The 21343-nt window shown below is 70.7% G+C and carries 20 protein-coding genes; 5 read left to right on the plus strand and 15 right to left on the minus strand.

What is annotated here, in order from left to right; translation table 11 throughout:
• Nucleotides 1-27: 27 nt before the first annotated feature.
• The 7 genes from ABI385_RS04130 to ABI385_RS04160 all read right to left on the minus strand — a co-directional run bounded on the left by ABI385_RS04130 (nt 28) and on the right by ABI385_RS04160 (nt 9098).
• Nucleotides 28-429, minus strand: a complete 402-nt coding sequence (locus ABI385_RS04130) for a DUF3040 domain-containing protein (RefSeq protein WP_348102469.1) — start codon at nt 427-429, stop codon at nt 28-30.
• Nucleotides 430-605: 176 nt separating this feature from the next.
• Nucleotides 606-1868, minus strand: a complete 1263-nt coding sequence (dinB, locus tag ABI385_RS04135; protein ID WP_348102470.1) for a DNA polymerase IV — start codon at nt 1866-1868, stop codon at nt 606-608.
• 84 nt (nt 1869-1952) lie between these two features.
• Nucleotides 1953-2804, minus strand: a complete 852-nt coding sequence (locus tag ABI385_RS04140) for a methyltransferase domain-containing protein (RefSeq protein ID WP_348102471.1) — start codon at nt 2802-2804, stop codon at nt 1953-1955.
• 85 nt (nt 2805-2889) lie between these two features.
• Complete coding sequence (locus ABI385_RS04145; RefSeq protein WP_348102472.1) at nt 2890-7656, minus strand: DNA polymerase III subunit alpha; 4767 nt, start codon at nt 7654-7656, stop codon at nt 2890-2892.
• An 8-nt stretch (nt 7657-7664) separates the two neighbouring features.
• A complete protein-coding gene (locus ABI385_RS04150; RefSeq protein WP_348102473.1) occupies nt 7665-8324 on the minus strand; it encodes an SAV_6107 family HEPN domain-containing protein in 660 nt (219 codons plus the stop codon).
• A 49-nt stretch (nt 8325-8373) separates the two neighbouring features.
• Nucleotides 8374-8733 (minus strand): DUF6504 family protein, encoded by a 360-nt coding sequence (locus ABI385_RS04155; RefSeq protein WP_348102474.1) that lies wholly within the window; start codon nt 8731-8733, stop codon nt 8374-8376.
• Between the two features lie 140 nt (nt 8734-8873).
• Complete coding sequence (locus tag ABI385_RS04160) at nt 8874-9098, minus strand: DUF1684 domain-containing protein (RefSeq protein ID WP_348102475.1); 225 nt, start codon at nt 9096-9098, stop codon at nt 8874-8876.
• 155 nt (nt 9099-9253) lie between these two features.
• Between ABI385_RS04160 and ABI385_RS04165 the strand changes: the two genes are divergently transcribed.
• Nucleotides 9254-9937 (plus strand): DUF4126 domain-containing protein, encoded by a 684-nt coding sequence (locus tag ABI385_RS04165; RefSeq protein ID WP_348102476.1) that lies wholly within the window; start codon nt 9254-9256, stop codon nt 9935-9937.
• Nucleotide 9938: 1 nt separating this feature from the next.
• On the opposite strand, the gene metF is transcribed toward ABI385_RS04165, so the two are convergent.
• Nucleotides 9939-10859 carry a methylenetetrahydrofolate reductase [NAD(P)H] gene (gene metF, locus ABI385_RS04170; protein ID WP_348102477.1) on the minus strand — a complete coding sequence of 307 codons (921 nt, stop codon included), beginning with the start codon at nt 10857-10859 and terminating at the stop codon, nt 9939-9941.
• A 95-nt stretch (nt 10860-10954) separates the two neighbouring features.
• On the opposite strand from metF, the gene ABI385_RS04175 reads away from it, so the two are divergent.
• Nucleotides 10955-12040 (plus strand): polyprenyl synthetase family protein, encoded by a 1086-nt coding sequence (locus ABI385_RS04175; RefSeq protein ID WP_348102478.1) that lies wholly within the window; start codon nt 10955-10957, stop codon nt 12038-12040.
• Between the two features lie 13 nt (nt 12041-12053).
• Here ABI385_RS04175 and ABI385_RS04180 read toward each other — a convergent pair whose 3' ends face one another.
• The 3 genes from ABI385_RS04180 to ABI385_RS04190 are packed head-to-tail and all read right to left on the minus strand — an operon-like array spanning nt 12054 to nt 13135.
• Entirely contained in the window at nt 12054-12395 is a 342-nt protein-coding gene (locus ABI385_RS04180; protein WP_348102479.1) for a lycopene cyclase domain-containing protein, read from the minus strand.
• Nucleotides 12392-12715 (minus strand): lycopene cyclase domain-containing protein, encoded by a 324-nt coding sequence (locus ABI385_RS04185; protein ID WP_348102480.1) that lies wholly within the window; start codon nt 12713-12715, stop codon nt 12392-12394. Before ABI385_RS04185 ends, ABI385_RS04180 begins: the two co-directional genes overlap by 4 nt.
• A 21-nt stretch (nt 12716-12736) precedes the next feature.
• Nucleotides 12737-13135, minus strand: coding sequence for an Rv2175c family DNA-binding protein (locus ABI385_RS04190; protein ID WP_348102513.1), 399 nt, complete (start codon nt 13133-13135; stop codon nt 12737-12739).
• 136 nt (nt 13136-13271) lie between these two features.
• Between ABI385_RS04190 and pknB the strand changes: the two genes are divergently transcribed.
• The gene (pknB, locus tag ABI385_RS04195) at nt 13272-15206 is read left to right on the plus strand and encodes a Stk1 family PASTA domain-containing Ser/Thr kinase (RefSeq protein ID WP_348102481.1); all 1935 of its coding nucleotides are present in this window, start codon (nt 13272-13274) and stop codon (nt 15204-15206) included.
• Between the two features lie 125 nt (nt 15207-15331).
• The gene (locus ABI385_RS04200; protein ID WP_348102482.1) at nt 15332-16189 is read left to right on the plus strand and encodes a DMT family transporter; all 858 of its coding nucleotides are present in this window, start codon (nt 15332-15334) and stop codon (nt 16187-16189) included.
• 245 nt (nt 16190-16434) lie between these two features.
• Here the strand turns inward: ABI385_RS04200 and ABI385_RS04205 are convergent, their stop codons facing one another.
• Both ABI385_RS04205 and ABI385_RS04210 read right to left on the minus strand, forming a co-directional pair.
• Nucleotides 16435-17517: a GntG family PLP-dependent aldolase gene (locus tag ABI385_RS04205; RefSeq protein ID WP_348102483.1), complete on the minus strand. Its 1083-nt coding sequence runs from the start codon at nt 17515-17517 to the stop codon at nt 16435-16437.
• Nucleotides 17518-17524: 7 nt separating this feature from the next.
• Complete coding sequence (locus tag ABI385_RS04210) at nt 17525-18823, minus strand: class II 3-deoxy-7-phosphoheptulonate synthase (protein WP_348102514.1); 1299 nt, start codon at nt 18821-18823, stop codon at nt 17525-17527.
• Between the two features lie 238 nt (nt 18824-19061).
• On the opposite strand from ABI385_RS04210, the gene ABI385_RS04215 reads away from it, so the two are divergent.
• A complete protein-coding gene (locus tag ABI385_RS04215) occupies nt 19062-19910 on the plus strand; it encodes a DUF1028 domain-containing protein (RefSeq protein WP_348102484.1) in 849 nt (282 codons plus the stop codon).
• 67 nt (nt 19911-19977) lie between these two features.
• Here the strand turns inward: ABI385_RS04215 and ABI385_RS04220 are convergent, their stop codons facing one another.
• Nucleotides 19978-20769, minus strand: coding sequence for an anti-sigma factor domain-containing protein (locus tag ABI385_RS04220; RefSeq protein ID WP_348102485.1), 792 nt, complete (start codon nt 20767-20769; stop codon nt 19978-19980).
• The gene (locus tag ABI385_RS04225) at nt 20753-21337 is read right to left on the minus strand and encodes a sigma-70 family RNA polymerase sigma factor (protein WP_348102486.1); all 585 of its coding nucleotides are present in this window, start codon (nt 21335-21337) and stop codon (nt 20753-20755) included. Before ABI385_RS04225 ends, ABI385_RS04220 begins: the two co-directional genes overlap by 17 nt.
• Between the last annotated feature and the right edge of the window lie 6 nt (nt 21338-21343).

The following is a 21343-nucleotide window of genomic DNA, read 5'->3' on the forward strand; positions in this document are numbered from 1 at the left end:
TTCGAGACGCGCGTCACCACTCGTCCGTCACCACTCGTCGTGGCGGCGGCGGTCCCAGCGCGCTTCGAGGCGCTGCATGAACCCAGGCTTCTGACCGCCCTGACGCTGCCCACCACCGGTGGCGGCCCGGCGCACGGACCCATCGGGACCCACGGCCCCCAGGACGGACTTCTTCGCAGGGCTGAACGCCCACGCTCCACCGGCCACCATCAGGGCGAAGCCGACCGCCCCGAGCCAGATGGTCTGGTTGAGCGCGGCGAGCATCACCAGGCCGAGTCCGACGATGACTGCGAGGACGCCGACGACGATGCGGCGCTTGTTGGGATGCAGGCCGTGGTTCGTGATGTGCGTTGCGAACCGAGGGTCCTCGGCATACAGAGCCTGCTCCATGGCCTGGAGCACCTTCTGCTCGTGTTCGGACAGCGGCACTATCTACCTCCCTTGCCCGATCGTCCCTTAGTGGGTGGACGAACGAACGCTCCCAAAAGTTCGAACAGCGGCCCGTCAGGCTTCGTTGCCGGGTCCATGGCGGGTCAACGCCTTACTCGTGAGTCACTGTAAGTCTTTTTGGCGGCCTTTCGCGAGTGGGCCACCACAACTGGTGTTTACGGTTGTGCAACGCCTCTCCTGGGGGGTCCCCGCCGGGGGTCGTCGCGCACCAGCGCAGCCGGCCGCACGGCGCCGGCACCGAACCGGGCGCTGGCTCGGTCCACGGCCCGGTCGGCGTCTCGCCAGCCATGGTCCGGCTCGTCGAGGGTGGCCTGGATCGGCGCCCTCTCGGACTCTACGAGACCCTCCATCCGCACCCCGACCAGCCGGATCCTGGCCCGCTGGAGGCCGAGCGCGTCGAAGAGGGACCGGGCAGTCGCGTAGATCTCGCGGGAGACGTCCGTCGGCTCCCGCAACGTCTTGGCGCGGGTGATCGTGGTGAAGTCGGCGAATCTCACCTTGATCGACACCGTCCGGCCCATCATCCCGGCCGACCTGACACGTGCGGCGGTCCGGTCGGCGAGACGCAGCAGCTCACGATGGATCACGACGGGGTCGTCGACGTCGTAGGCGAACGTCTCGTCCGACCCGATGCTCTTCTCCCGCTGCTGCCGGACCACGGACCGTTCGTCACGGCCCCAGGCCAGGGCGTGCAGGTGGCTGCCGGAGGAGTCGCCCAGGGCGCGGCGCAGCGTCTCGACGGGCGTGTGCGCGATGTCGGCGACGGTGCGTAACCCCAGACGGGTCAGGGACTCCTCGGTGCGCTCCCCCACTCCCCACAGCGCCCCCACGGGCAGCTGGTGGAGGAAGCCGAGCACCTCGTCGTGCGGAACGACGATCATCCCGTCGGGCTTGGCGAGGCCGGAGGCCAGCTTGGCGACGAACTTGGTCGAGGCGACGCCGACCGAGCAGGTGATGCCCTGCTCGTCGGCGATGATGTCGCGCAACCACTGCGCGATATGGGTCGGGGTGCCGAGCCGGCGCTGCGCCCCGGCGATGTCGAGGAACGCCTCGTCCAGGGACAGCGGTTCAACGAGGTCGGTGACCGAGTGGAAGGTCGCCATGATGGCGTCGGAGATCTGGGAGTAACGGGTGAAGTCCGGCTCGAGGACGGCGCCCAGGGGGCAGAGCCGCCTGGCCCGGGCCATCGGCATCGCCGAGGTCACTCCGAAGCGGCGCGCCTCGTAGGTGGCGGACAGCACCACCGAACGGTTGCCGCCTCCTCCGATGATCACCGGCCTGCCCCGCAGGTCGGGCCGGTCGATCAGCGAGGCCGAGGCGTAGAACGCGTCCATGTCGAGGTGCAGGATCGTGCAGCCGGTGTCGTCGGGTTCGCCGTCACCCGAGCGGCTCGGGGCGGCGTACTGCCGGCGGCTCACCTCCGGCCTCCTCGACGACCAGAGCCGGTATGCGGGTTCGTTCGTCTCGCCGCATCCCTGGGGAGCACGGCGGTAGCCGCCGCGTCAGGCATGGCGGGCGGTGGCGTGCAGCCCGGCCCCCAGGCGTCCGAGCACGTCGGCGTAGCGCGGATGGGCGGCCACCTCACGCTCCAGCGCGTCGAGTGCGGCCCGGTCCGCCGCGCTGTCGAGCGTCGCGGACGGGACCAGGTCGGCGAACACGCGTACTCCGTGCACCTCGACGTCGCGAAAGCCGACCCGGTCGAGCAGGGTGGCCAGCTCCTCGGTGTCGAACCGTCTCGGCAGCGGGTCGGTGCGACCCCACCGCCCGTCCTCGCTGGTGAGGACCTGCCGGGCATAGCCGAAGTCCCCGGCCAGGGCGCGAGCCAGGACCACCGCAAGCCGCCCGGCCACAAGGAGAGAGAGGTAGCCGCCCGGAGCGAGGACCGAGGCGACGCCGGCGAGCGCTCCGGCAGGGTCGTCGACGACCTCGAGGACACCGTGGCAGCAGACCAGGTCGAAGGCGCCGTCCGAGACGAGGTCAACCAGGGTCTCGGTGTCCGCCAGGCTGTCGGTGTCGCCCTGTCGCGCGGTGATCCGGTCGGCCACGGAGTATTCGGCGGCCCGGCGCTCGAGCGCCGCGAGGGCATCCGGGCTGGGGTCGAGGACGGTGACGTGGTGTCCGAGCGCCGCGAGCGGGACGGCCAGCCCACCCGTCCCGCCACCGAGGTCGAGAACGCGCAATGGTCGTTCGAGGTCGCGGCTTCGACGACCCACGAGCTCACCGACGGTGTCGCTGACGGCCTGCAGGCGCGGCGGCGTGGGGACCGGATGGGCAGGGGCGTCGACGGTGGGGGTGTCGATGGTGGGGGTGTCGATGGTGGGGGTGTCGAAAGTGGCGGCGCGGTCGTCGGCCACGTCGTCCTCCCTCCGCCCGGCTGGTCACGTGGGTCCCCCGGGTCGCCGGCAGCGGCTCGCCGACGTGCGTTCACCCTAATGCTCACTACCGACCCGAGCTTCCGGGGCTGGCGTGCCACAGCTTGCGCAGCGGCGTACCGAGCTCGGCCACCCCGTCCGTGTCCGGCGGTGCGTCGGGGTCATCTGGCAGGGCATGTGGCGAGGTGTGTGGGTGGGTATGGGGTAGGCCTCCATAGGTTTGGGCAGGTGGCTGGGCATGCTCGAACGCGTCCGGGACGACGCCACCGCTGGCCAGACCCCGAGCGGCCCGGGTGTCTCCCCCGGCCGGCCGCACGTCGGCATAGGGAGACTGTGTGAACCCGGACGCGTGGACAAGCACCCGCCGCGTCCCCGGTGGGAGTGAGCCGCCGCCCATCCCGCCTGCCCGGGTGTTCCGGGCGGCCCCATCGGTGTACTCCTCGCCGTCCGGCCCTTGGGCGACCCAGTCCGGGCGGCGCGGCGGCGCGCCGTTGCCCTCCCGGTCGTCCGTCACCCGTTCGTCCGTCACCCGTTCGTCGGCGACCCGGTCGCCGCCGACCTCGCGACCGCCACCACCCGAGCTGACCCGGGGCCGCAGGGGGTAGATGCGGCCGTCGGCCTCGGCCGCTGCGGCGAGCGCGTTCTCGTTGCGGGCCACGGCGTCCCGGTCCTCCTCCTCGATGGCACGCAGCACGGCGGGCAGACCACCGCGGGTCCAGGCGTCCCAAAGGCCGGACAGCTCCCACGCACCGGTCGCCCGGACCGAGATGCCACGCGGACCGGTGCGCCGGGTGATGCCCCGCACGAGCAGCATCCACGAGTGGAACACCGTTGTTGCATAAGGGCCTTGGGCATCCTCGAAGAAGGTCGCGTCCACGGGTCCCGTCGCATCATCGAGGGTGAGGAAGACGACCCGGCGACCACTGCGGACAGGCGGAGTCTGGGTGGCGACCTTGACCCCGGCGATGAGGACCTCGCTGCGGTTGCGGGCACCGAGGATGTCCGTCGACCGGGTCACGCCGAGGGCGTCGAGCATCGGTCCGTAGAAGTCGACGATGTGGGCGCTGGCGTCGAGGCCGAGGATGTCGAGCTCGGCGCGCACCCGTTCCGGCCCGGTCATCTCCGGAAGACCGGTCCCGCGTTCGAGGCGAGGGGTGTCGCCGAGATCGAGGGTGAGCTGGATGGGTTGGTGCCCGGCGGGAACCACCGCCCGGGCTGCCTGGGACTGGGACCGGGCCAGGGCTGCAACCCGTTCACCGCTCAGGACGTCGGTCGGTGTCGCCACCCGAGCCACCCCATTCCCAGGAGACGACGCGGCGCCTGGGCCGTCGCCGGGATTGACCTGGCCGAGAGGCTGACCGGACCAGGGCGACCTCGCTCCCGAGGCCCGCGGCGGGCTCGACCGCGCCGCGCTCCCACCCCCGCGCAACCCCCGCTGACCCCGCTGACCCCGCTGACCCTTCGCAGCCGCCGCCCGCGACCAGCGGTCCAGCTCGGCGACGTGCAGCAGCAGGTCGCGGCGGGTGATTCGACCACGACGGCCGAGTCCTGCCGAGGTCAGCGTGGTGAGGGGGCCGTCGAGCGGGACGTCGGCCCGGTCGCCCGCTCGGTCGCTTGACTGGACCCTTGACTGGACCCTCGACTGATCCCTTGACTGGTCCTCGAGCTGCGGTGCCCGTGCTGCCCGCGGGCCTCGATGCGCTGGTCGGCCCAGCCGGCCTTCGCCCCGCCCCCCGGCGACGGCGCCCAGCGCTCCCACGGCGTCGATGGCATACACCGAGTCGAAACCCCCGGCGAGAACGAGCCGTTCGACGACCGGACGCGAGACGTGGGCGCGGTTCCAGAAGTCGGCGAGGCTGAAGTACGGCTGCCCCGCGACGAGCCGGGCAACCTCGGCCTCGCTGATCCCCTTGACGTCGGCGAGCGAGATCCGGATCCCGTAGCCGCTGCCGTCCGGGAGGTCGGAGAGCGGATATGGACGTGGAGAGGGGTGATCCCGGTCGGGTTCTCGGGCGATGTCACCCATCTCCAGCGGAGTGGGTGAGTCCAGCCGTTCGACGACGTAGACGTGCTTGGAGTCGTTGACGTCGAGACCGAGGACGGCGATGCCGAGACTGCGGGCGTCGTCGAGGATGAGTCGCTTGGGGTACATCCCGGGGTCGTGGGTGAGCACGCCGGACAGGAAGGCCGCTGGATGATGTGCCTTGAGCCACGCGGACTGGTAGGTCGGTAGTGCGAACGCCGCCGCATGCGCCTTGCAGAACCCGAAGGAGGCGAACGCCTTGAGCACCTCCCAGATCTTGTCGGTGACGTCACGGGGATAACCGCGGGCGCGCGCCGCCGGACGCCACCACGCCTCGACCGCCTTCTGCCCCGTGGGCGAACCCATGGCTCGGCGGACCTCGTCGGCCTCGGCAAGGGTGACCCCGGTCGTCTCGGCGACGATGAGCAGGACCTGCTCGTGGAAGACGACGACGCCCTCGGTCTCCTGCAGTGCCGGGATGAGCGTCGGGTGGAGGAACTCGGGGGCTTTCCACCCGTGCCGGGCGTTGAGGAACGGGACAATCATGTCCGACTTGACCGGGCCAGGCCGGAACAGCGAGATGTCGGTGATCAGGTCCTCGAACGTCTCCGGCCCGAACTTGCCGATGAGCTCGCGCTGACCCGGGCTCTCGATCTGGAAGCACCCGAGTGTGTGCGTCGTCCGAACCATCCGGAACGTCGTCTCGTCGTCGAGCGGCACCTGCTGCCGGTTGTCGAGGTCGATGGCGACACCGTCGACCCGGCGCACCTCGTCGACGGCGTGGGCCATCGCCGACTGCATCCGGATGCCGAGGATGTCGAGCTTGAGCAGACCCAGCGTCTCGACGTCGTCCTTGTCGAACTGGCTCATCGGGAAGCCCAGCCAGCTGGCCTCCACCGGGGTCCGGTCAAGCAGCCTCGAGTTCGACAGCACGACGCCGCACGGGTGGAGGGCGATGTGTCGCGGCAGCCCGTCGAGGCGTTCGACGAGGTCGAGCATGAGGTCGAGGCGGGGCGCGTTGAGGCCGCTCGCGCGCAGCTCGGGCAGGTCGGCGATCGCGTGCCTGACGTTGCGGGCCGAGATGTGGGGAAACGCCTTGGCCATCGCATCGACCTCGCTGGGGGGCATTCCCAACGCCGCGCCGACGTCACGGATGGCGTGCCGCACCCGGTAGGTGTCCATCATCGACACGCAGGTGACCCGCTCACCGCTGAACCGGGCCAGCACCTTCTCGTAGATCTCCGTGCGCCGCGCCGACTCGACGTCGATGTCGATGTCGGGCAGCTGGGCGCGCAGCGGCGAGCAGAACCGTTCCATGAGCAGGCCGTAGCGCATCGGGTCGACGCCCGAGATCCCGAGCAGGTAGTTGACGAGTGACCCCGCGCCGGAACCACGGGCAGCCACCCGGATCCCCATCTCCTTGATGAGGTCGACAACCGTAGCGACGGTGAGGAAGTAGGTGGGATAGCCCAGTCCCGCGATGACGTCGAGCTCGTCCTCGAGCCGGGACTCGATCCGGGTGAGCTCGCTCGGCAGCTCGTGCGGATAGCAGGTGGCGACCGCTTCGCGGCACCGACGGGCGAGCACGGTCTGCGGGTCGATCTCCGGAGCGATGTCGAGGACAGTCTGCTCGGGGAGGTGGACGGCCCCGATCCCGAGGTCGAGCGAGGGGTCCTGCACACACTCCATGGCCAGGGAGACGGTCGAGTCGAGCAGCGCGCGCGCACCCTCCCGAGCCAGTGACGCGCCACCGGCCAGCCCCGGTCCGGAAGCCTGGAGGATGTCGCAAGCGACGGCATACATCGCGGGGGTGGGGCTGAGGTGCCCGGCCGTGGTGATCCGGTCGAGGTGGCGCACGTCGAGGGCGACGAGCCGGCGGGCAGCGTCGAGCACGTCGACGGTCGCGGCCTCCTGCGGGTCGGCGTGCCGGACGGCGGCGGTGAGCACGACCGGTATGCGGTGGTCGCGGGCGAGCGCGTAGAGCCGGGCCGCGTGGCCGAGGCTGCCGGGGGTGCCTTCCGGCCCACCGTGGCAGACCACCTCGACGGCGATCGCGTCACGGGGCAACAACGCCTGCCACCGGGCCAGGGTGGCCTCGGCCTCTGCGCGCCGCCGCCGCAGGACCGCGCGCCCGACGTCGGAGTCGGGTCCGAGCAGGACCACGAGCGGGCTCGGACCGGCCGACCCGTCGTCCGCTGCCCACCCGGCTCGACGCCCCGTCCGGGCGCCACCGGCACCGGCACTGGCACTCCCACCACCGCGGTCCGGGCGGTAACCCGGCGCGGTGGCCAGCTCCGCGACCAGCTCGGGCGTGCAGACCGGCTCACCGCGCTCCCCACCGAGGTGGGTACGGGTGACCAGTCGGCAGAGGCGGCCCCACCCGGCCCCAGGCTCCAGACCCGAACCGCGGCCGGTGGACCCACTCGAGCCGCTACCGCGGGCGAGGACGGTGACCCGCGGCAGCCGGGGGTCGACGACCGCACCACCGCGGACCGGCGTGCGGACGGCCGAGGCGGGCGGACCGGAGTAACCGGACTGGCCGGGATGGTGTCCGGGTGGCGGTCCGTGTCGGACGGCGAGGTCGACGCCGAGGATCGGGGCGATCCCTGCGTCGGTGCAGGCCTGGACGAACCGCACCGCGCCGTAGAGACCGTCGCGGTCGGTCAGCGCCAGTGCCGGCTGCCCCCACGCCACCGCCCGCCGGACGAGGTCCGCCGGGGACGAGGCGCCGTACTGCATCGAGAAACCCGAGGCCACGTGTAGGTGGACGAAGGTCGAGCTCGTGAGGGAGGTGGGTACACGGGTAGGCACGGCGGCCCTCACAGCCCGACGGAAGACGGGCCGGACAGGCCGGCCCCCGAGCGAGACACCGGTGCGACATACATCGGCAGCGCCTCGGCCCGTGGGATGCCGAGCAGGTCCTGGACGATCTCGAGGAAGACCTCGGCCTGGCGCAACAGGTCGTCGGACTCGCGGGCGCCGATCGGCAGGCCACGCTCGATCGCGGCCCGCCGCCGCGCGGACGCCGCGAAGAACGCCGACCACTCGACCAGCTCGGGAGCGACCCGGGGCAGGATCTCCCACACGCTGCGCGGTCGGGACCGGGTCGGGAGGCGCGATGCGCCTGCCGGGATCGCCACCCTGTCGCGACCTGACTGCCGGCCGGTCGCACCCCGGCCTCCCGACTCGTAGGGTCCGTCAGTGCCTGTACTGCCCGAGCTGCCTGTACTGCCCGAGCTGCCCGAGTTGCCCGTACTGATGGCGTCCCCGGCGCTCCCGGGTCGTCCGGGGACGCTGCGTACGGCCAACAGCGCGGCCGCGGCGCGCAGCGCACCGAGATGGGCCTCGATGTAGCGCTCGGCGGCGTCCCCGGTGCGGCACGCGACGAGCAGCCCGGAACGGGACCGGTCGAGCAGGTCCAGGCAGGTCGAGGCGACCGGTGGACGGGCGTACCGGTGGTCGGCGTACTGGGTGCTCATTCGGATCTCCCTGCTGTTGCTTGATGTGGTGCGATGCTGGTGCAACCGATCAGTCGGCGACCCGGACGAGCCGCCAGTCCTGGTCGTCTGCGGTGAGGTCGAAGACGCCGACGGAGAAGGCCTGCCCCGGGCTCGCCTCGACCCGCCAGAGGTGCTGCTCCCGGGAGGCGACGTCGATGCCGGTCGGCTCCCCCACCGCCGGGTCGAGCGCGTCGCGCCACCAGGCCCGGCGTTCGTGCCAGTGCGCGAGGACCCGACGCACGACATAGAGCCGGCCGTGCCAGATGAAGGCCTGCGGTGACCCGGGGCGCGCCGCCAGCGCGTCATCCTTGTCCGCAATCGCGTCCAGCGCCGACATCTCGACCTCGGGGACCGACCGCACCTCGATCGGGTCGCTGTATCGGCGCATGACGGCATGGCCCCTTCAGGTATGCGGATGGCATGGGTGCCCGGGTGGGCACGATGGGTGGTGGATCGGACTGGCTGTGCCTGTTATTCGTACATCTGTTCGACTTAACAGTCACGGTACTACCTGACTCGGACACCGTGTCAAGACCGGTCAGCGTGCCGGCTGCCCGCTTCGGCGTGTCGCCGGCGCGTCGGCCACCTCTCGCGTTGGTGCGCCGCCGCGTACACCTGCTTCCCCGCCTCGATCGGCACCTCGAGCCAGTTCTCCACCGGCGCCGACGGACAGGCCCAGCGCGAGCCGTACGCGCACGACGGGTTGTCGGCGTAGTCGAAATCCAGCCGAACCCGGTCAGACAGCAGCGTCACCACCCTGGCCGAACGTCCCCTTGACGGCGGCTCAGGCGGCTGCTGCGGATCACCGGCGGCCAGTCCATCGAGGCCAGCTGACCGGCGCCCGTTGACACGAGCGGCACACTGGCCACAGACATACCGCACGCACACCGAGGCACACAGGAGGTGAAGTGGGAACCGAGATCCTGCCATGGGTATTCACCACGGGCTGGGCGAGCGGCATCAACGCCTACCTCGTCGTCCTTATCCTCGGCGTCGCCGAGCGCTTCTTCCACGTCGCCGGCGTGCCTGCCGCGCTCGGGCGGACCGACGTCATGGTCGTCGCCGGGATCCTGTTCCTGCTCGAGATGTTCGCCGACAAGATCCCCTACCTCGACTCCGCCTGGGACACGGTGCACACTGTGATCCGGCCGCTGGTCGGCGCGACCATCGGCTATCTCATCGGGCACGAGAGCTCGTCCTTGGCGGCGGCGTTCGGCGCGGCGACCGGGGGGATCAGCGCCCTGGCTGCGCACCTGGTCAAGGCCGGCACCCGCGCCGCCGTCAACACCTCCCCCGAACCCGCCAGCAACGTCCTCGTCTCGACGGGCGAGGACGTGACCGTGGCGGGCGTGGTGTCACTGGCGTTCCTGAACCCGTGGGTGGCCGCCTCGATTGCCCTCCTGATCCTCGTGACCGGGGCGTTCCTCGTGCTCTACCTGTTCAAACGCCTGCGGCGCGTGCGGAGCCGGTATGCCGACTGGGGCGCCCGCCACGGCCTCACCTCCGAGCCACCTTCGGACGCGACACGCATACCCGCTCGCCCGCCTGCGCCCGAGACCGAACCTCTAGAGCAGCGCCGACGCCCAGAGTGAGCTACTGAGCGGCGGTCAGCCCCAGGTTGTCGAACACCTGCAGCGTCGCCGTCGAGCGGTTCATCGTGATGAAGTGGATACCCGGCGCGCCCTCGGCGAGCAGCTGCTGAGCCAGCTCGGTGGTGATCTCCACGCCGACCTGCCGCACCGCCTCCGGGTCGTCGGCCACCGCCTCGAGCCGTGACGTCACCGACGCAGGCACCGGCTGACCGGACAGCTGCGTCATCCGGGCCAGCTGCTTGACGTTGGTGACCGGCATCAGCCCCGGGATGATCGGGATGTCCCTTCCCCGCGCCGCCACCCGGTCGCGAAGCCCGACGTAGGCCTCGCGGGTGAAGAAGAACTGGGTGATAGCGAACTCGGCGCCGGCGTCGGCCTTCCGCACGAGCACCTCGGCATCGAAGTCGAGGCTCGGGCTCTCCGGGTGCTGGTCCGGGAACGCGGCGACCCCGACGGTGAAGGCCCCGAGCAACCGCACCAGCGACACCAGCTCGTCCGCGTGGTCGATGCCCTCCGGATGACGCACCCACTCGCCTCCGGCGCCGCCCTGGGGGTCGCCGCGCAGCGCGAGGATGTTGCGGATGCCCACCGCGGACAGCGAGCCGACGACCCCGCGCAGCTCCGTGACCGAGTGTCCGACGCAGGTCAGGTGGGCCATCGGGGTGAGCAGGGTTTCGCGCGCGATCCGCTCGGTCACACGGATGGTGCGGTCGCGCGTCGAGCCTCCTGCTCCGTAGGTGACGGACACGAACGTCGGGCGTACCTTCTCGAGTCGGCGGATCGCCTCCCACAGAACGGCTTCGGCCGCATCATCGCGCGGGGGGAAGAACTCGAAGCTGATGCTCGGCTGCGTTCCCGCGATCGCGCTCGGGATGGAGCGTGTCAGATGGGCCGGACGCAGCATGCGAGTGGCGGCGGGCATGCGTCAAGGGTAGGCGAGCAGGGGGGCCGTCCGGCACGTAGGCTTGCCGGAGCACCTCAGATCCATGCCCATCGACCCTCCCCGACAGGAGCCGCGTGTCCCACCCGCTCGACCTGTGCGACCTGCGCCGTCGGATCCAGCTGGCCCTCGACGCGGAGATGGCCGTCCAGAGCGAGGTCCTCGCCCCGGTCGGGGACGCGGTCGAGCCGCTCCTCGACAGCATCGTGCGGCTGCTCGCCGGCGGTAAGCGGTTGCGCGCTGCATTCCTTTATTGGGGCTATCGCGCTGCGGGACAAGCCGACTCGGATGCAGCGGTGCGCCTGGCGAGCTCGATGGAGTTTTTCCAGGCCGCCGCCCTGCTCCACGACGACGTCATGGACGGAAGCGACGTCAGACGAGGTATGCCTGCGGCTCACCGCGCGCTCGCGGCCCGTCACGCCGAGTCAGGATGGGCCGGCGACAGCAACAGGTTCGGCGAGTCGGGTGCAATCCTGGCCGGCGACCTGTGCCTGCAATGGTCGGACGAGCTGTACGCCACCTGCGGCCTGCCAGATAGCGAGCTGGCGCGCGGTCGGCGGATGTTCGACACGATGCGTACCCAGCTGATGGGCGGTCAGTACCTCGACCTGCTCGAGTCGGCACGCGGGTGGGACCACCTCGACACGGCCGCGCGCATCGCGTCCGCGCGCACCGTGATGCGCTACAAGAGTGCGAAATACACGATCGAGCACCCCCTGCTCATCGGCGCCGCCGTCGGTGGCGTCAGCGAGCGAGACCTGGCCCACCTCTCGGACTACGGGCTGGCTCTCGGTGAGGCTTTTCAGCTGCGCGACGACGTGCTCGGGGTGTTCGGCGACCCGGCTATCACGGGGAAGCCGGCGGGCGACGACCTGCGCGAGGGCAAACGCACCGTCTTGATGGCATTCGCCCTCGACGAGGCCGACGCCGTCCAGCACGCGGTGGTCGGCAAGCTGTTCGGCCAACCTGACATCGACGAGGACGGCGTGGCCCAGCTACGCGACGTGCTGGTCGACACCGGTGCCGTGACGCGTGTGGAGGCGATGGTCGACTCCTGTGCGCGAGAGTCACTGGCGTCGCTGCGGCGCGCCGACTCTCTCGAGCCAGAGGCGGTCGGGGTGCTCGAGGAGCTGGTCCGGATCACCGCCACGCGCGACGCCTGACGAGCGACGTTGCTCAGCGATCCTCTGAGAGGGGTCGGAGCCGGCGCCCCCACCAGACCCACAGCGCACAGGTGCCAAGGACAAGGGCGAACCCGAAGCCCAGGTCCTCCACCGGCGCGAACGCGATCCGCCCGTCGCCGAGGAAAGGCACGGTTCCGTTGCCGATGATCGCTCCCGGGTCGTAGGTGACGATCAGGCGGCCGGTAAGCCAGCCGTTGGTGAGCAGCTGGAACGCGAACACGATGGCGTATGCCGCCCACCACTGGAGCGTCGTCGCGAGCCGGGTGCGCAGCACGACCAGGTCCAGGGCCAGCGCCACGACGATGCCCAGAACGGCACCGGTGGTGTAGCTCATCGGGTGCCTCGACGGCGGCGCAGCACGACGCCTACGGACTCGTAGGTCAACAGTCCGGCCAGCGGGATGACGAGGAAGAACGCAAGCTCCTCGACCGGAAGACCTAACAGCCGGAACGGCAGGGTCTGCGCCGGGTCGAACGTCCAATGCCCTGCGTGCGTGGCCGCCAGGTCCCAGGCGACGAACACGACGGCGACCGGCAGCACGCTGAGTGCCAGCCGCCGCACCTGTCGCAGCACCCCGGCGTGGAAGACGACGTCGAGGGGCAGCGTGCCCATCAGGCAGAACAGGAGCATCGCCGCATACGCGAGGTGTCGCACTGGTCGGTTCCGGCCGGCGACCTAGAACGCCATCGCCTGGGCGCGCCGACGTACCTCGGTCTTGTGCCCGGCGATGAGCGAGTCGATCGGGGCACCCGTGACCGGCAGGCTCGCGTCGACCGTGAACAACCAACGCAGGATCTCCTCGTCGGACATCCCCCCGTCGGCGAGGACGGTGAAGGTTCCTTTCAGCTCCGGCCGTGGCCCCTCGTCGCCGAGGAACTTCGCTGGGATGCTGACGACCCGCCTCGGCCCGGTGCGGTGTGCGAGCAGCTCACGGTCGGCGAGGAACTGGCGTACGCGGGCCAGGGAGAGGTCGAGGCGCTCGGCGATGCCGGGCACGGTGGTCCATTCGCCGACCAACGTCTCGAGGGCAGGCAGGGCATCAGGGGCTCCGAAGTCATCGAGCGTGTCGTCCAGCTCCCTCACTGGCTCGGTGGCAGGGTGGTCAGACACGTCGCTCAGCCTACGGTGGGCGGTAATGCTCGCGTGACCGCAGGCACGCCGCGCCCCCGACGTGCGGGGCTTGGACCGCTCGCCTTCGTAGACTTCGGCCATGGCATCGAGCGTGTCTGCATCCTCCACGCCTGTCGTCGGGCGGCTGCTCGACGGCCGCTATCGGGTGCTCTCACACATCGCCGACGGTGGGATGGCCACGGTCTACCTCGCCATCGACGAGCGCCTCGAGCGCGAGGTCGCCGTCAAGGTGATGCGCGAGAACCTCGCTCGCGACGAGACATTCGTGTCCCGGTTCCGTCGCGAGGCACGCTCGGCGGCCCAGCTCAGCCACCCGCACGTCGTCGCCGTCTTCGACCAGGGCGAGGACGACGGCCACATGTTCCTCGCCATGGAGTACGTGCCGGGCCGCACCCTGCGCGACGTGCTGACCGCTGAGGGCCCGCTCACACCCCGGGCCGCCCTCGACATCTTCGACCCGATCCTGCAGGCGGTCGCTGCGGCCCACGACGGCGGCCTCATCCACCGAGACGTCAAGCCGGAGAACGTCATCCTGCGCGACGACGGGTTCGTCAAGGTCGCCGACTTCGGACTCGCCCGCGCGGTCACGGCGGCCACGACGACGAACGCGGCCGGCACCCTGCTGGGCACGGTCGCCTACCTGTCGCCCGAGCAGGTCGAGCGCGGCATCGCCGACGCCCGGTCCGACGTCTATGCCGCGGGGCTGGTGCTGTTCGAGATGCTCACCGGCCGCAAGGCGTTCGACGGCGACTCGCCCATCCACGTGGCGTACCAGCATGTCCACGGCACCGTGCCGGTGCCGTCTGACCTCGTGGACACGGTCCCGCCCGAGCTCGACCAGCTCGTCGCCCTCGCGACGGCCCGGGACCCGGACAAGCGACCGGCCAACGCCGGTGACTACCTCGTCGAGGTGCGCCGGTCACGTCAGCAGATGACACCGGCCGAGCTCGACGCGCGGCCGCAGACGGAGCCCCGGCGCGTCGCGGCGGCTGCGCCGACGCGCGTGTCCCCCCAGGTTGCACCGACCTCAGTCGTGCCCGTCGTGCCGATGGTTGCGCGGACCGAGCCCGAGGCATACGGGCGTGGTTCCCCGACAACCCCGCCACCTCGTCCGGCGCGTCGACGACGGCGGCTTCGGCCGGTGCTCGTCCCCCTGCTGCTGGCGCTGCTGGTGGCCGGTGGTGGCGGGACGCTCTGGTGGTTCAGCGCCGGGCCGGGCGCGATGACCGTCGTTCCCAATGTGGTCAGCGCATCGAGCGCCGTCGCCGAGGGTGCCCTGCAGGAGGCGGACCTGCGCGCCAGCCTCACCCAGGAGTACGACGAGGCGGTGCCCACGGGGCAGGTCATCACGGCGGACCCGGGGGCCGGTGCGCGCGTCCGCAAGCTCTCTGCGGTGAGCGTGGTCGTCTCCAGGGGACCGGAACGGTATGCCGCGCCGACCCTCGTGGGCACCCCTGCAGACGCCGCCGCCGCGACGCTGGCGGCGGTGAACCTCACCGCCGGCGCCCGCTCCGAGGAGTTCAGCGAGACCGTCGCCGCCGGCACGGTCACGAAGCAGGACCCGGCTCCTGGTGCGTCACTCAAACCCGATGCGCCGGTGGCGTTCACGGTCAGCAAGGGGCGTCAGCCGATCACCGTCCCGACCGTCACCAACAAGACCACCGCGGATGCGACCACAGCGCTCACGAACGCCGGCCTGACCGTCACCCAGGGTGGCCAGGTCAACAGCGACGACGTGCCCGCCGGGACCGTCGTCTCGCAGGACCCGTCGACGGGGACTCTGTTCAAGGGCGACGCGGTCGCCATCGTCGTCTCGAAGGGGCCGGTCCTGGTCGCGGTCCCCGCGACGATCGGCAAACAGCGCGACCAGGCTGCCCAGCTGCTCCAGGCCGCGGGGTTCAAAGTCGCGTACGACAACGTCCTCGGCGGGTTCTTCAACACTGTGCGCGCCTCTGACCCCGCGGTAGGCTCCATGGTCCGCAAAGGTTCGACGATCACCTTGACGATCGTCTGACGCGGCCGCCCGCCGTGTCCGCGACCTCGGGTCCGCCAGGTGCGCCGGGTCCGCCGGATTCGTCTGGTCCCTCGGGGCCGGCGGACTCACGAAGGCGGGGTACCGCTGTCGCTACCGGCCTGCTGGTGCTGCTCACAGCGGTATGGGGGTCGACGTTCTTCCTCATCCACGACCTCGTGACGACGCTGCCACCCACGGACTTCCTGGCGGTGCGGTTCGGGATCGCGGCGGTCCTGATGATGGCGATCTTCTGGCCGCAGGTACGTCGGCTGGGGCGCCGAGAGTGGGTGGTCGGCCTCGGACTCGGGGTGGTTTACGGGGTTGCCCAGATCCTGCAGACCATCGGGCTCGCGCATACGGATGCCTCGGTGTCGGGGTTCATCACCGGCACCTACGTCGTGCTCACCCCGGTCCTGTCGGCCCTGTTGCTTCGCGAACGGCTGCCTCGCGCCACCTGGTATGCCGTCGGCCTGGCTACCGTGGGTCTGGCCGTGCTGTCGCTGCGCGGGGTCAGCATCGGCCTCGGGGAGGCACTCACGCTCGGGTGCGCGGTCGTCTACGCGCTGCATATCATCGGGCTCGGCCGTTGGTCGGTCCCACTGCACGCCACCGGGATGGCGGCGGTGCAGATGATCGCGATCGCCGTCGTCTGCGCGATCTCTGCGGTCCCAGGCGGCCTCGTGCTGCCGTCGACCGGCGGTCAGTGGGCGGCGGTGCTCTACATGGCGACGGCGGCGGGCGTGTTCGCGTTGTGGGCGCAGACCTGGGCGCAGGCGCGGATGACCGCCACCCGGGCCGCCATTGTCATGACCCTGGAACCGGTGTTCGCGGCTGGGTTCGCGGTCCTCGTCGGCCAGGAGGGGCTGACCGCGCGGATGGTCGTCGGTGGTCTGCTCGTCCTGGCCGCGATGTACCTCGTCGAGCTGCGGGGACGAGGACCCGGCCAGCCGAGCTCCGAGGTGCTCCACCACGAGGTGACCTGACCGCCCCCTGAGCCAGCGCCCGCACCGGACGGCGATGGTCACCGGGGGCCACCGGACTCTGATGTTTGTGGGGTCCACGCCCGGAATCAGTCCGGAACCCGCAAACACCAGAGTCCGGACCGCTATCTCGTGGTCCCGCGCGCACCCTCGGCGACCTGCGCGCACCCTCGGCGACCTGCGCGCACCGGAGTCGGGTCGAGGTCAGTGTGCAAGGTGTGCGCCGCTTGTCGAACCTGCGCGCGTCATCAGTCGGACGCGGGTGGACCGCTGCGCAGGAGAGCGGTCACCACGTCGACAGCGGCCGTCGTCGCCTCGTCGTCGACGTCGAGGTGCCAGACCAGCCGGACCAGGTTCGGGCCGACCGCATAGATCCGCACACCCTGGACGAGGGCCGCAGCCGCGAGGCGCGCCCCCGTCCATCCCGCCCCGGCCACGTCCATGACCAGGATGTTGGTCTGCACGGTCGCGGGGTCCAGGCACCCGGGCGCCGCTTCCGAAAAAGCGGCAGCCGCCCGCGCCGCCCGGGTGTGGTCGTCGGCGAGCCGTTCGACATGGTGCGCGAGCGCATATCGTCCCGCGGCCGCGAGGATCCCGACCTGGCGCATCCCCCCGCCGTAGCGTTTGCGCCACACCCGCGCTTCGGCGATCGCGCCGGCCGACCCCACGAGCACCGACCCGACCGGCGCCCCGAGACCCTTGCTCAGGCATACCGAGACCGTGTCGAACTCCCTCCCATAGTCGGAGAGCGACACCCCGCTCGCAATGTGCGCATTCCACAGTCGCGCGCCGTCGAGGTGCATGCGGACGCCGCGATCGAGCGTGCCGGCACGCAACGCCCGGATCTGTTCGATCGGCTGGACGGTGCCGCCGCCGAAGTTGTGGGTGTTCTCGACGACGACCAGCGCCGTGTTGACCTGGTAGACACCGGCTCCGGTGATCATCAGCGCGAGCGGTTGCTGCGCATCGAGCAGCCCGCGGCTCGCGACCCAGGTGCGCGACGAGATTCCCGAGAAGACCGCCGCAGCGCCCAGCTCGGCGCGGACCACGTGGGCCAGCGAGTCGCAGACCAGCTCCTCGCCGGGCTTGACATGCAGCCGCAGGCCGAGCTGGTTGGCCATCGACCCCGATGGGGTGAAGAGCCCCGCCTCGTGTCCGAGCAGCCCGGCGACCTCGGACTCCAGCGCGTTCACCGTCGGGTCCTCGCCGAAGACGTCGTCGCCGACCTCGGCGCTCGCCATGGCGTGTCGCATCTGGCGGGTCGGGCGGGTCACGGTGTCCGAGAGGAGGTCCGCCCGCAGAGCCACAGCAGTCACAGGAGTCACAGCCACCGACGTCTCACTCGCTGAGCATCTCGGCGACGAGGAACGCCAGCTCGAGGCTCTGCTGGTGGTTCAGACGGGGGTCGCAGACCGACTCGTAACGCTTCTCCAGGTCGGCGTCGAGGATCTTCTCGGCCCCCCCGAGGCATTCGGTGACGTCGTTGCCGGTCAGCTCGACGTGGATCCCGCCGGGGATGGTACCGAGCGCGCGATGCACCTCGAAGAATCCGCGGACCTCGTCGACCACGTCGTCGAAGTTGCGTGTCTTGTAACCCGTCGTCGAGGCAAAGGTGTTGCCGTGCATAGGATCGCAGATCCAGGTGACCTGCGCACCGGCGTCGGTGACGCGCTCGACGATCGACGGCAGCGCGTCGCGGATCGTGCCGGCACCCATGCGCGTGATGAAGGTAACTCGTCCCGGCACCCGGTCCGGGTCGACCTTGTCGATGAGCTTGAGCAGCTGGTCGGCTTCGGCCTTGGCGGAGACCTTGACGCCGATGGGGTTCTGGATCCGCGACACGAAGTCGACGTGCGCGCCGTCGAGGTCGCGGGTTCGCTCACCGACCCACACGAAGTGCGCGGACGTGTCATAGGCGAGCCCCGTCCGGGAGTCGATGCGGGTCAGCGGCCGCTCGTAGTCGAGGATCAGCGCCTCATGGGCCGAGAAGAACTCCGTGGTGCGCATTTCGTCGAAGTTGGCCCGGCACGCCGCCATGAACTTCATCGCCTTGTCGATGTCGTGCGCCAGTCGCTCATATTTGGCGTTCGCCGAGTTCGCGACGAACCCGCGGTTCCAGTCGTGGACGTGGCGCAGGTCGGCGAACCCCCCCGTCGTGAACGCCCGCACGAGGTTGAGGGTCGCCGAGGCCGCGTGGTAGGCCCGCACCAGCCGCTGCGGGTCTGGCGTCCGCGCGGTCGCCTCGAAGGTGAAGTCGTTGACCATGTCACCGCGGTATGCGGGCAGCTCGACGCCGTCGCGCACCTCGCTGCCGCTGCTACGTGGCTTGGCGTACTGGCCGGCCATCCGGCCGATCTTCACGACCGGCACGGACGCGCCGTAGGTGAGGACCGCCGCCATCTGCAGGATCGTCTTGATCCGGTCGCGGATGTTGTCGGCGGTCGCCGAGGCGAACGTCTCAGCGCAGTCGCCGCCCTGCAGGACGAACGCCTCGCCGCGCGCCGCGGAGGCGAGCCGGTCACGCAGGATGTCGCACTCCCCCGCGAACACCAGAGGCGGGTAGCTGGCGAGAGTCGCTACGGCCGCCTGGACCGCGGCGGCGTCGGGCCACTCCGGTTGCTGCCCGGCGGTCAGCACGCGGGCGGCACTCTCGAGCGCGGCCTGGTAGTCAGCCTGGTAGTCGGCCTGGTAGTCGGTGCTGTCCAGGCGTGGTGTGACGGTCACGGCGTCGATTCTAGGTCGGGGACCCGGTCCGCCCGGCCGGGGTCCGGATGACGGCCCAGTCTCTCGAACGGGAGTTGCCCCCCGCCTGGCACCGTTGCAGGGCCCGATCCGGGACCAACTCACGTTCGACGGGCCGTCTAGGGTGCTCGGCATGACCTTCTCCATCGTCGCTACGGACGGGACCGCGGCGGGCGTAGCCGTGGCGAGCAAGTTCCTCGCGGTCGGCAGTGTCGTCCCGTATGCCCGGCTCGGGTCGGTCGACGGGGTCACCCACGTGGTCGGTGCGGCGGCCACGCAGGCCATGGCGAAGTGGTCCTACAAGATCGACGCGCTGGACCACCTGCGGGGCGGCCACGACGCGGCGTACGCCATCGCCCAGGTGACCGCAGCCGACGACGACCGTGAGCACCGCCAGCTCGGTGTGGTCGGCGCCGACAGCCAGGCGACCTATACCGGGAGCGCCTGCATGGACTGGGCCGGCGGCCGGTCTGGTGCCGACGACTCCGGCCGCTATGCCATCCAGGGCAACATCCTCACAGGCGAACAGGTCGTGGCGGACATGGAGCACGCCTGGCTGGACAGCGCCGGTGACCCGTTCGAACGACGTCTGGTGGCAGCCCTGCTCGCCGGCGACGCGGCCGGTGGCGACTCACGCGGGCGCCAGAGTGCCGCCCTGCTCGTGGTCTCGCCCGGCGCCGGCTATGACGCCAGCGGTGTCCTGGTCGACCTGCGGGTCGACGATGACCCGGACGCCCCTCACGAGCTGGCGCGGCTGCTGGACCTCAACGACCTCTACTTCGGCGGCCCGCAGGGCGTGCAGCCGCTGGCGGGTGAGCTGGGGGTGGAGGTCACCGAGCGGTTGGCAACGCTCGGCTACAGCGGTGGTGACGTCGCCCAGGCGCTGGAGTCCTGGGCAGGCGTGGAGAACTACGAGATGCGGCTCAGCCCCGACGGGATCGACGTCCGCGTCCTGGCGGCGCTCAGGCAGGCCACCGACTGACGCCGCGCAGCCGTGCCCATCGCCTGAGACGCATCAGGCGGCCAGGTGCATCAGGCGGGCAGGTGCATCAGGCGGGCAGGGTTCCGCGCATCAGGCTGTCGCCCGAGTGTTGGGGCCGGTCGTCGTACTGCTCGTGGCTGAGGTCGACGATGGTGTAGCCCTGACCGATCGCGTCGGCCGGCACGGGGAACACGGCCTGCGATGACGAGAGCACCCCGATCGACACCATCCGTTTGAGGTCGGTGTTGATCAGCCACACCTCGACGAAGCCCGAAGAGACGGACATCGGCCTCGTGTCGACCCGTAGCTCGGTCACCCCCCGAGTGTCCACCAGCTGCGCGGTCCCTTCCTGCTGGCGGGACGCGTCGAGCGTTGTCAGCGCGACGCTGGCTACTACCGTGGCGCTCGGCTCGGACGGCTGCCACACTGCTCGACTGACCAGTGCGCCGACGAGCAGGCAGGCCGCAGCAGCAGCGACCAACCAGGGGACGCGCCGACGGGTGGTCGAGCCTTCGTGACGACCAGACCTCCGGCCCTGCTCGATGGGTACGAGGACGGTAGCCGTATGCGTCTCATCCGGCGTTGAGCTGACCACCGGGGGGCCGTCTACGTCGCCGGGCCGAAACGGCCCGGTCGCCGACGTCTCCGCAACGATGCGTGCCCACACGTCCGGACCGGGAAGGTCGCGGTGTGGCGCCGGCGTCCCGGTCTCCTCGCGGAGCATCTGGTGCACGTGCGCGAGCTCGCTGAGCTCTTCGGAACACACCGGGCAACCACCAACGTGGTCGCGCACGGCGGGGTCGACATCAATTTCGCCGAGCGCGAGGGCAGCGAGGAGCTCGTCAGGAGCGTGGGTCATCGGTCACCTCCCTCAGCTCGCGCCGCAGATGCAGCAGACCACGTCGAACGTGGCTCTTCACGGTGCCGAGCGGCAGGTCGAGCCGTTCGGCGATGTCTTCTTGTGTTCGGTCCTCGAGGTAAATCAGATTGAGGACACTACGACGAGGTTCCGGAAGCTGGTCCAACGCGTCCCTCAGCACCACCCGGTCCACCACTGCGTCGACCCGGTCGACAGGGTCCGTGTGCTCCTCGCCTGCCACCGCGAGGACCGACCCGGCCCGCGTCGCCTTGGCCGACTCGCGAGAGCGGCGGGCATACTCGTCGGCGACCCGGCGTCGGGTGATGCCGATCAGCCATGCCGGCAGCGCGGACTGCGAGGGACGCAGGGTCCCGCGGCTGCGCCACGCCGACACGAACACCTGCTGGACGATGTCCTCGGCGTCGACCCGGCTACCCAAGGAACGCGCCGCGATGCCCAAGACCAGAGGTCCCCAGAGGCGGTAGCACTCGGACAACGCGTCGGAAGACCCGCCCGCCAGGGCCTCGGCCAGGGCGAGCGTGCCACGGGACGTGTCCATCTCGGTCATTGCGGC

The sequence above is a fragment of the Lapillicoccus sp. genome, assembly GCF_039935575.1.
GTDB lineage: Bacteria > Actinomycetota > Actinomycetes > Actinomycetales > Dermatophilaceae > Lapillicoccus.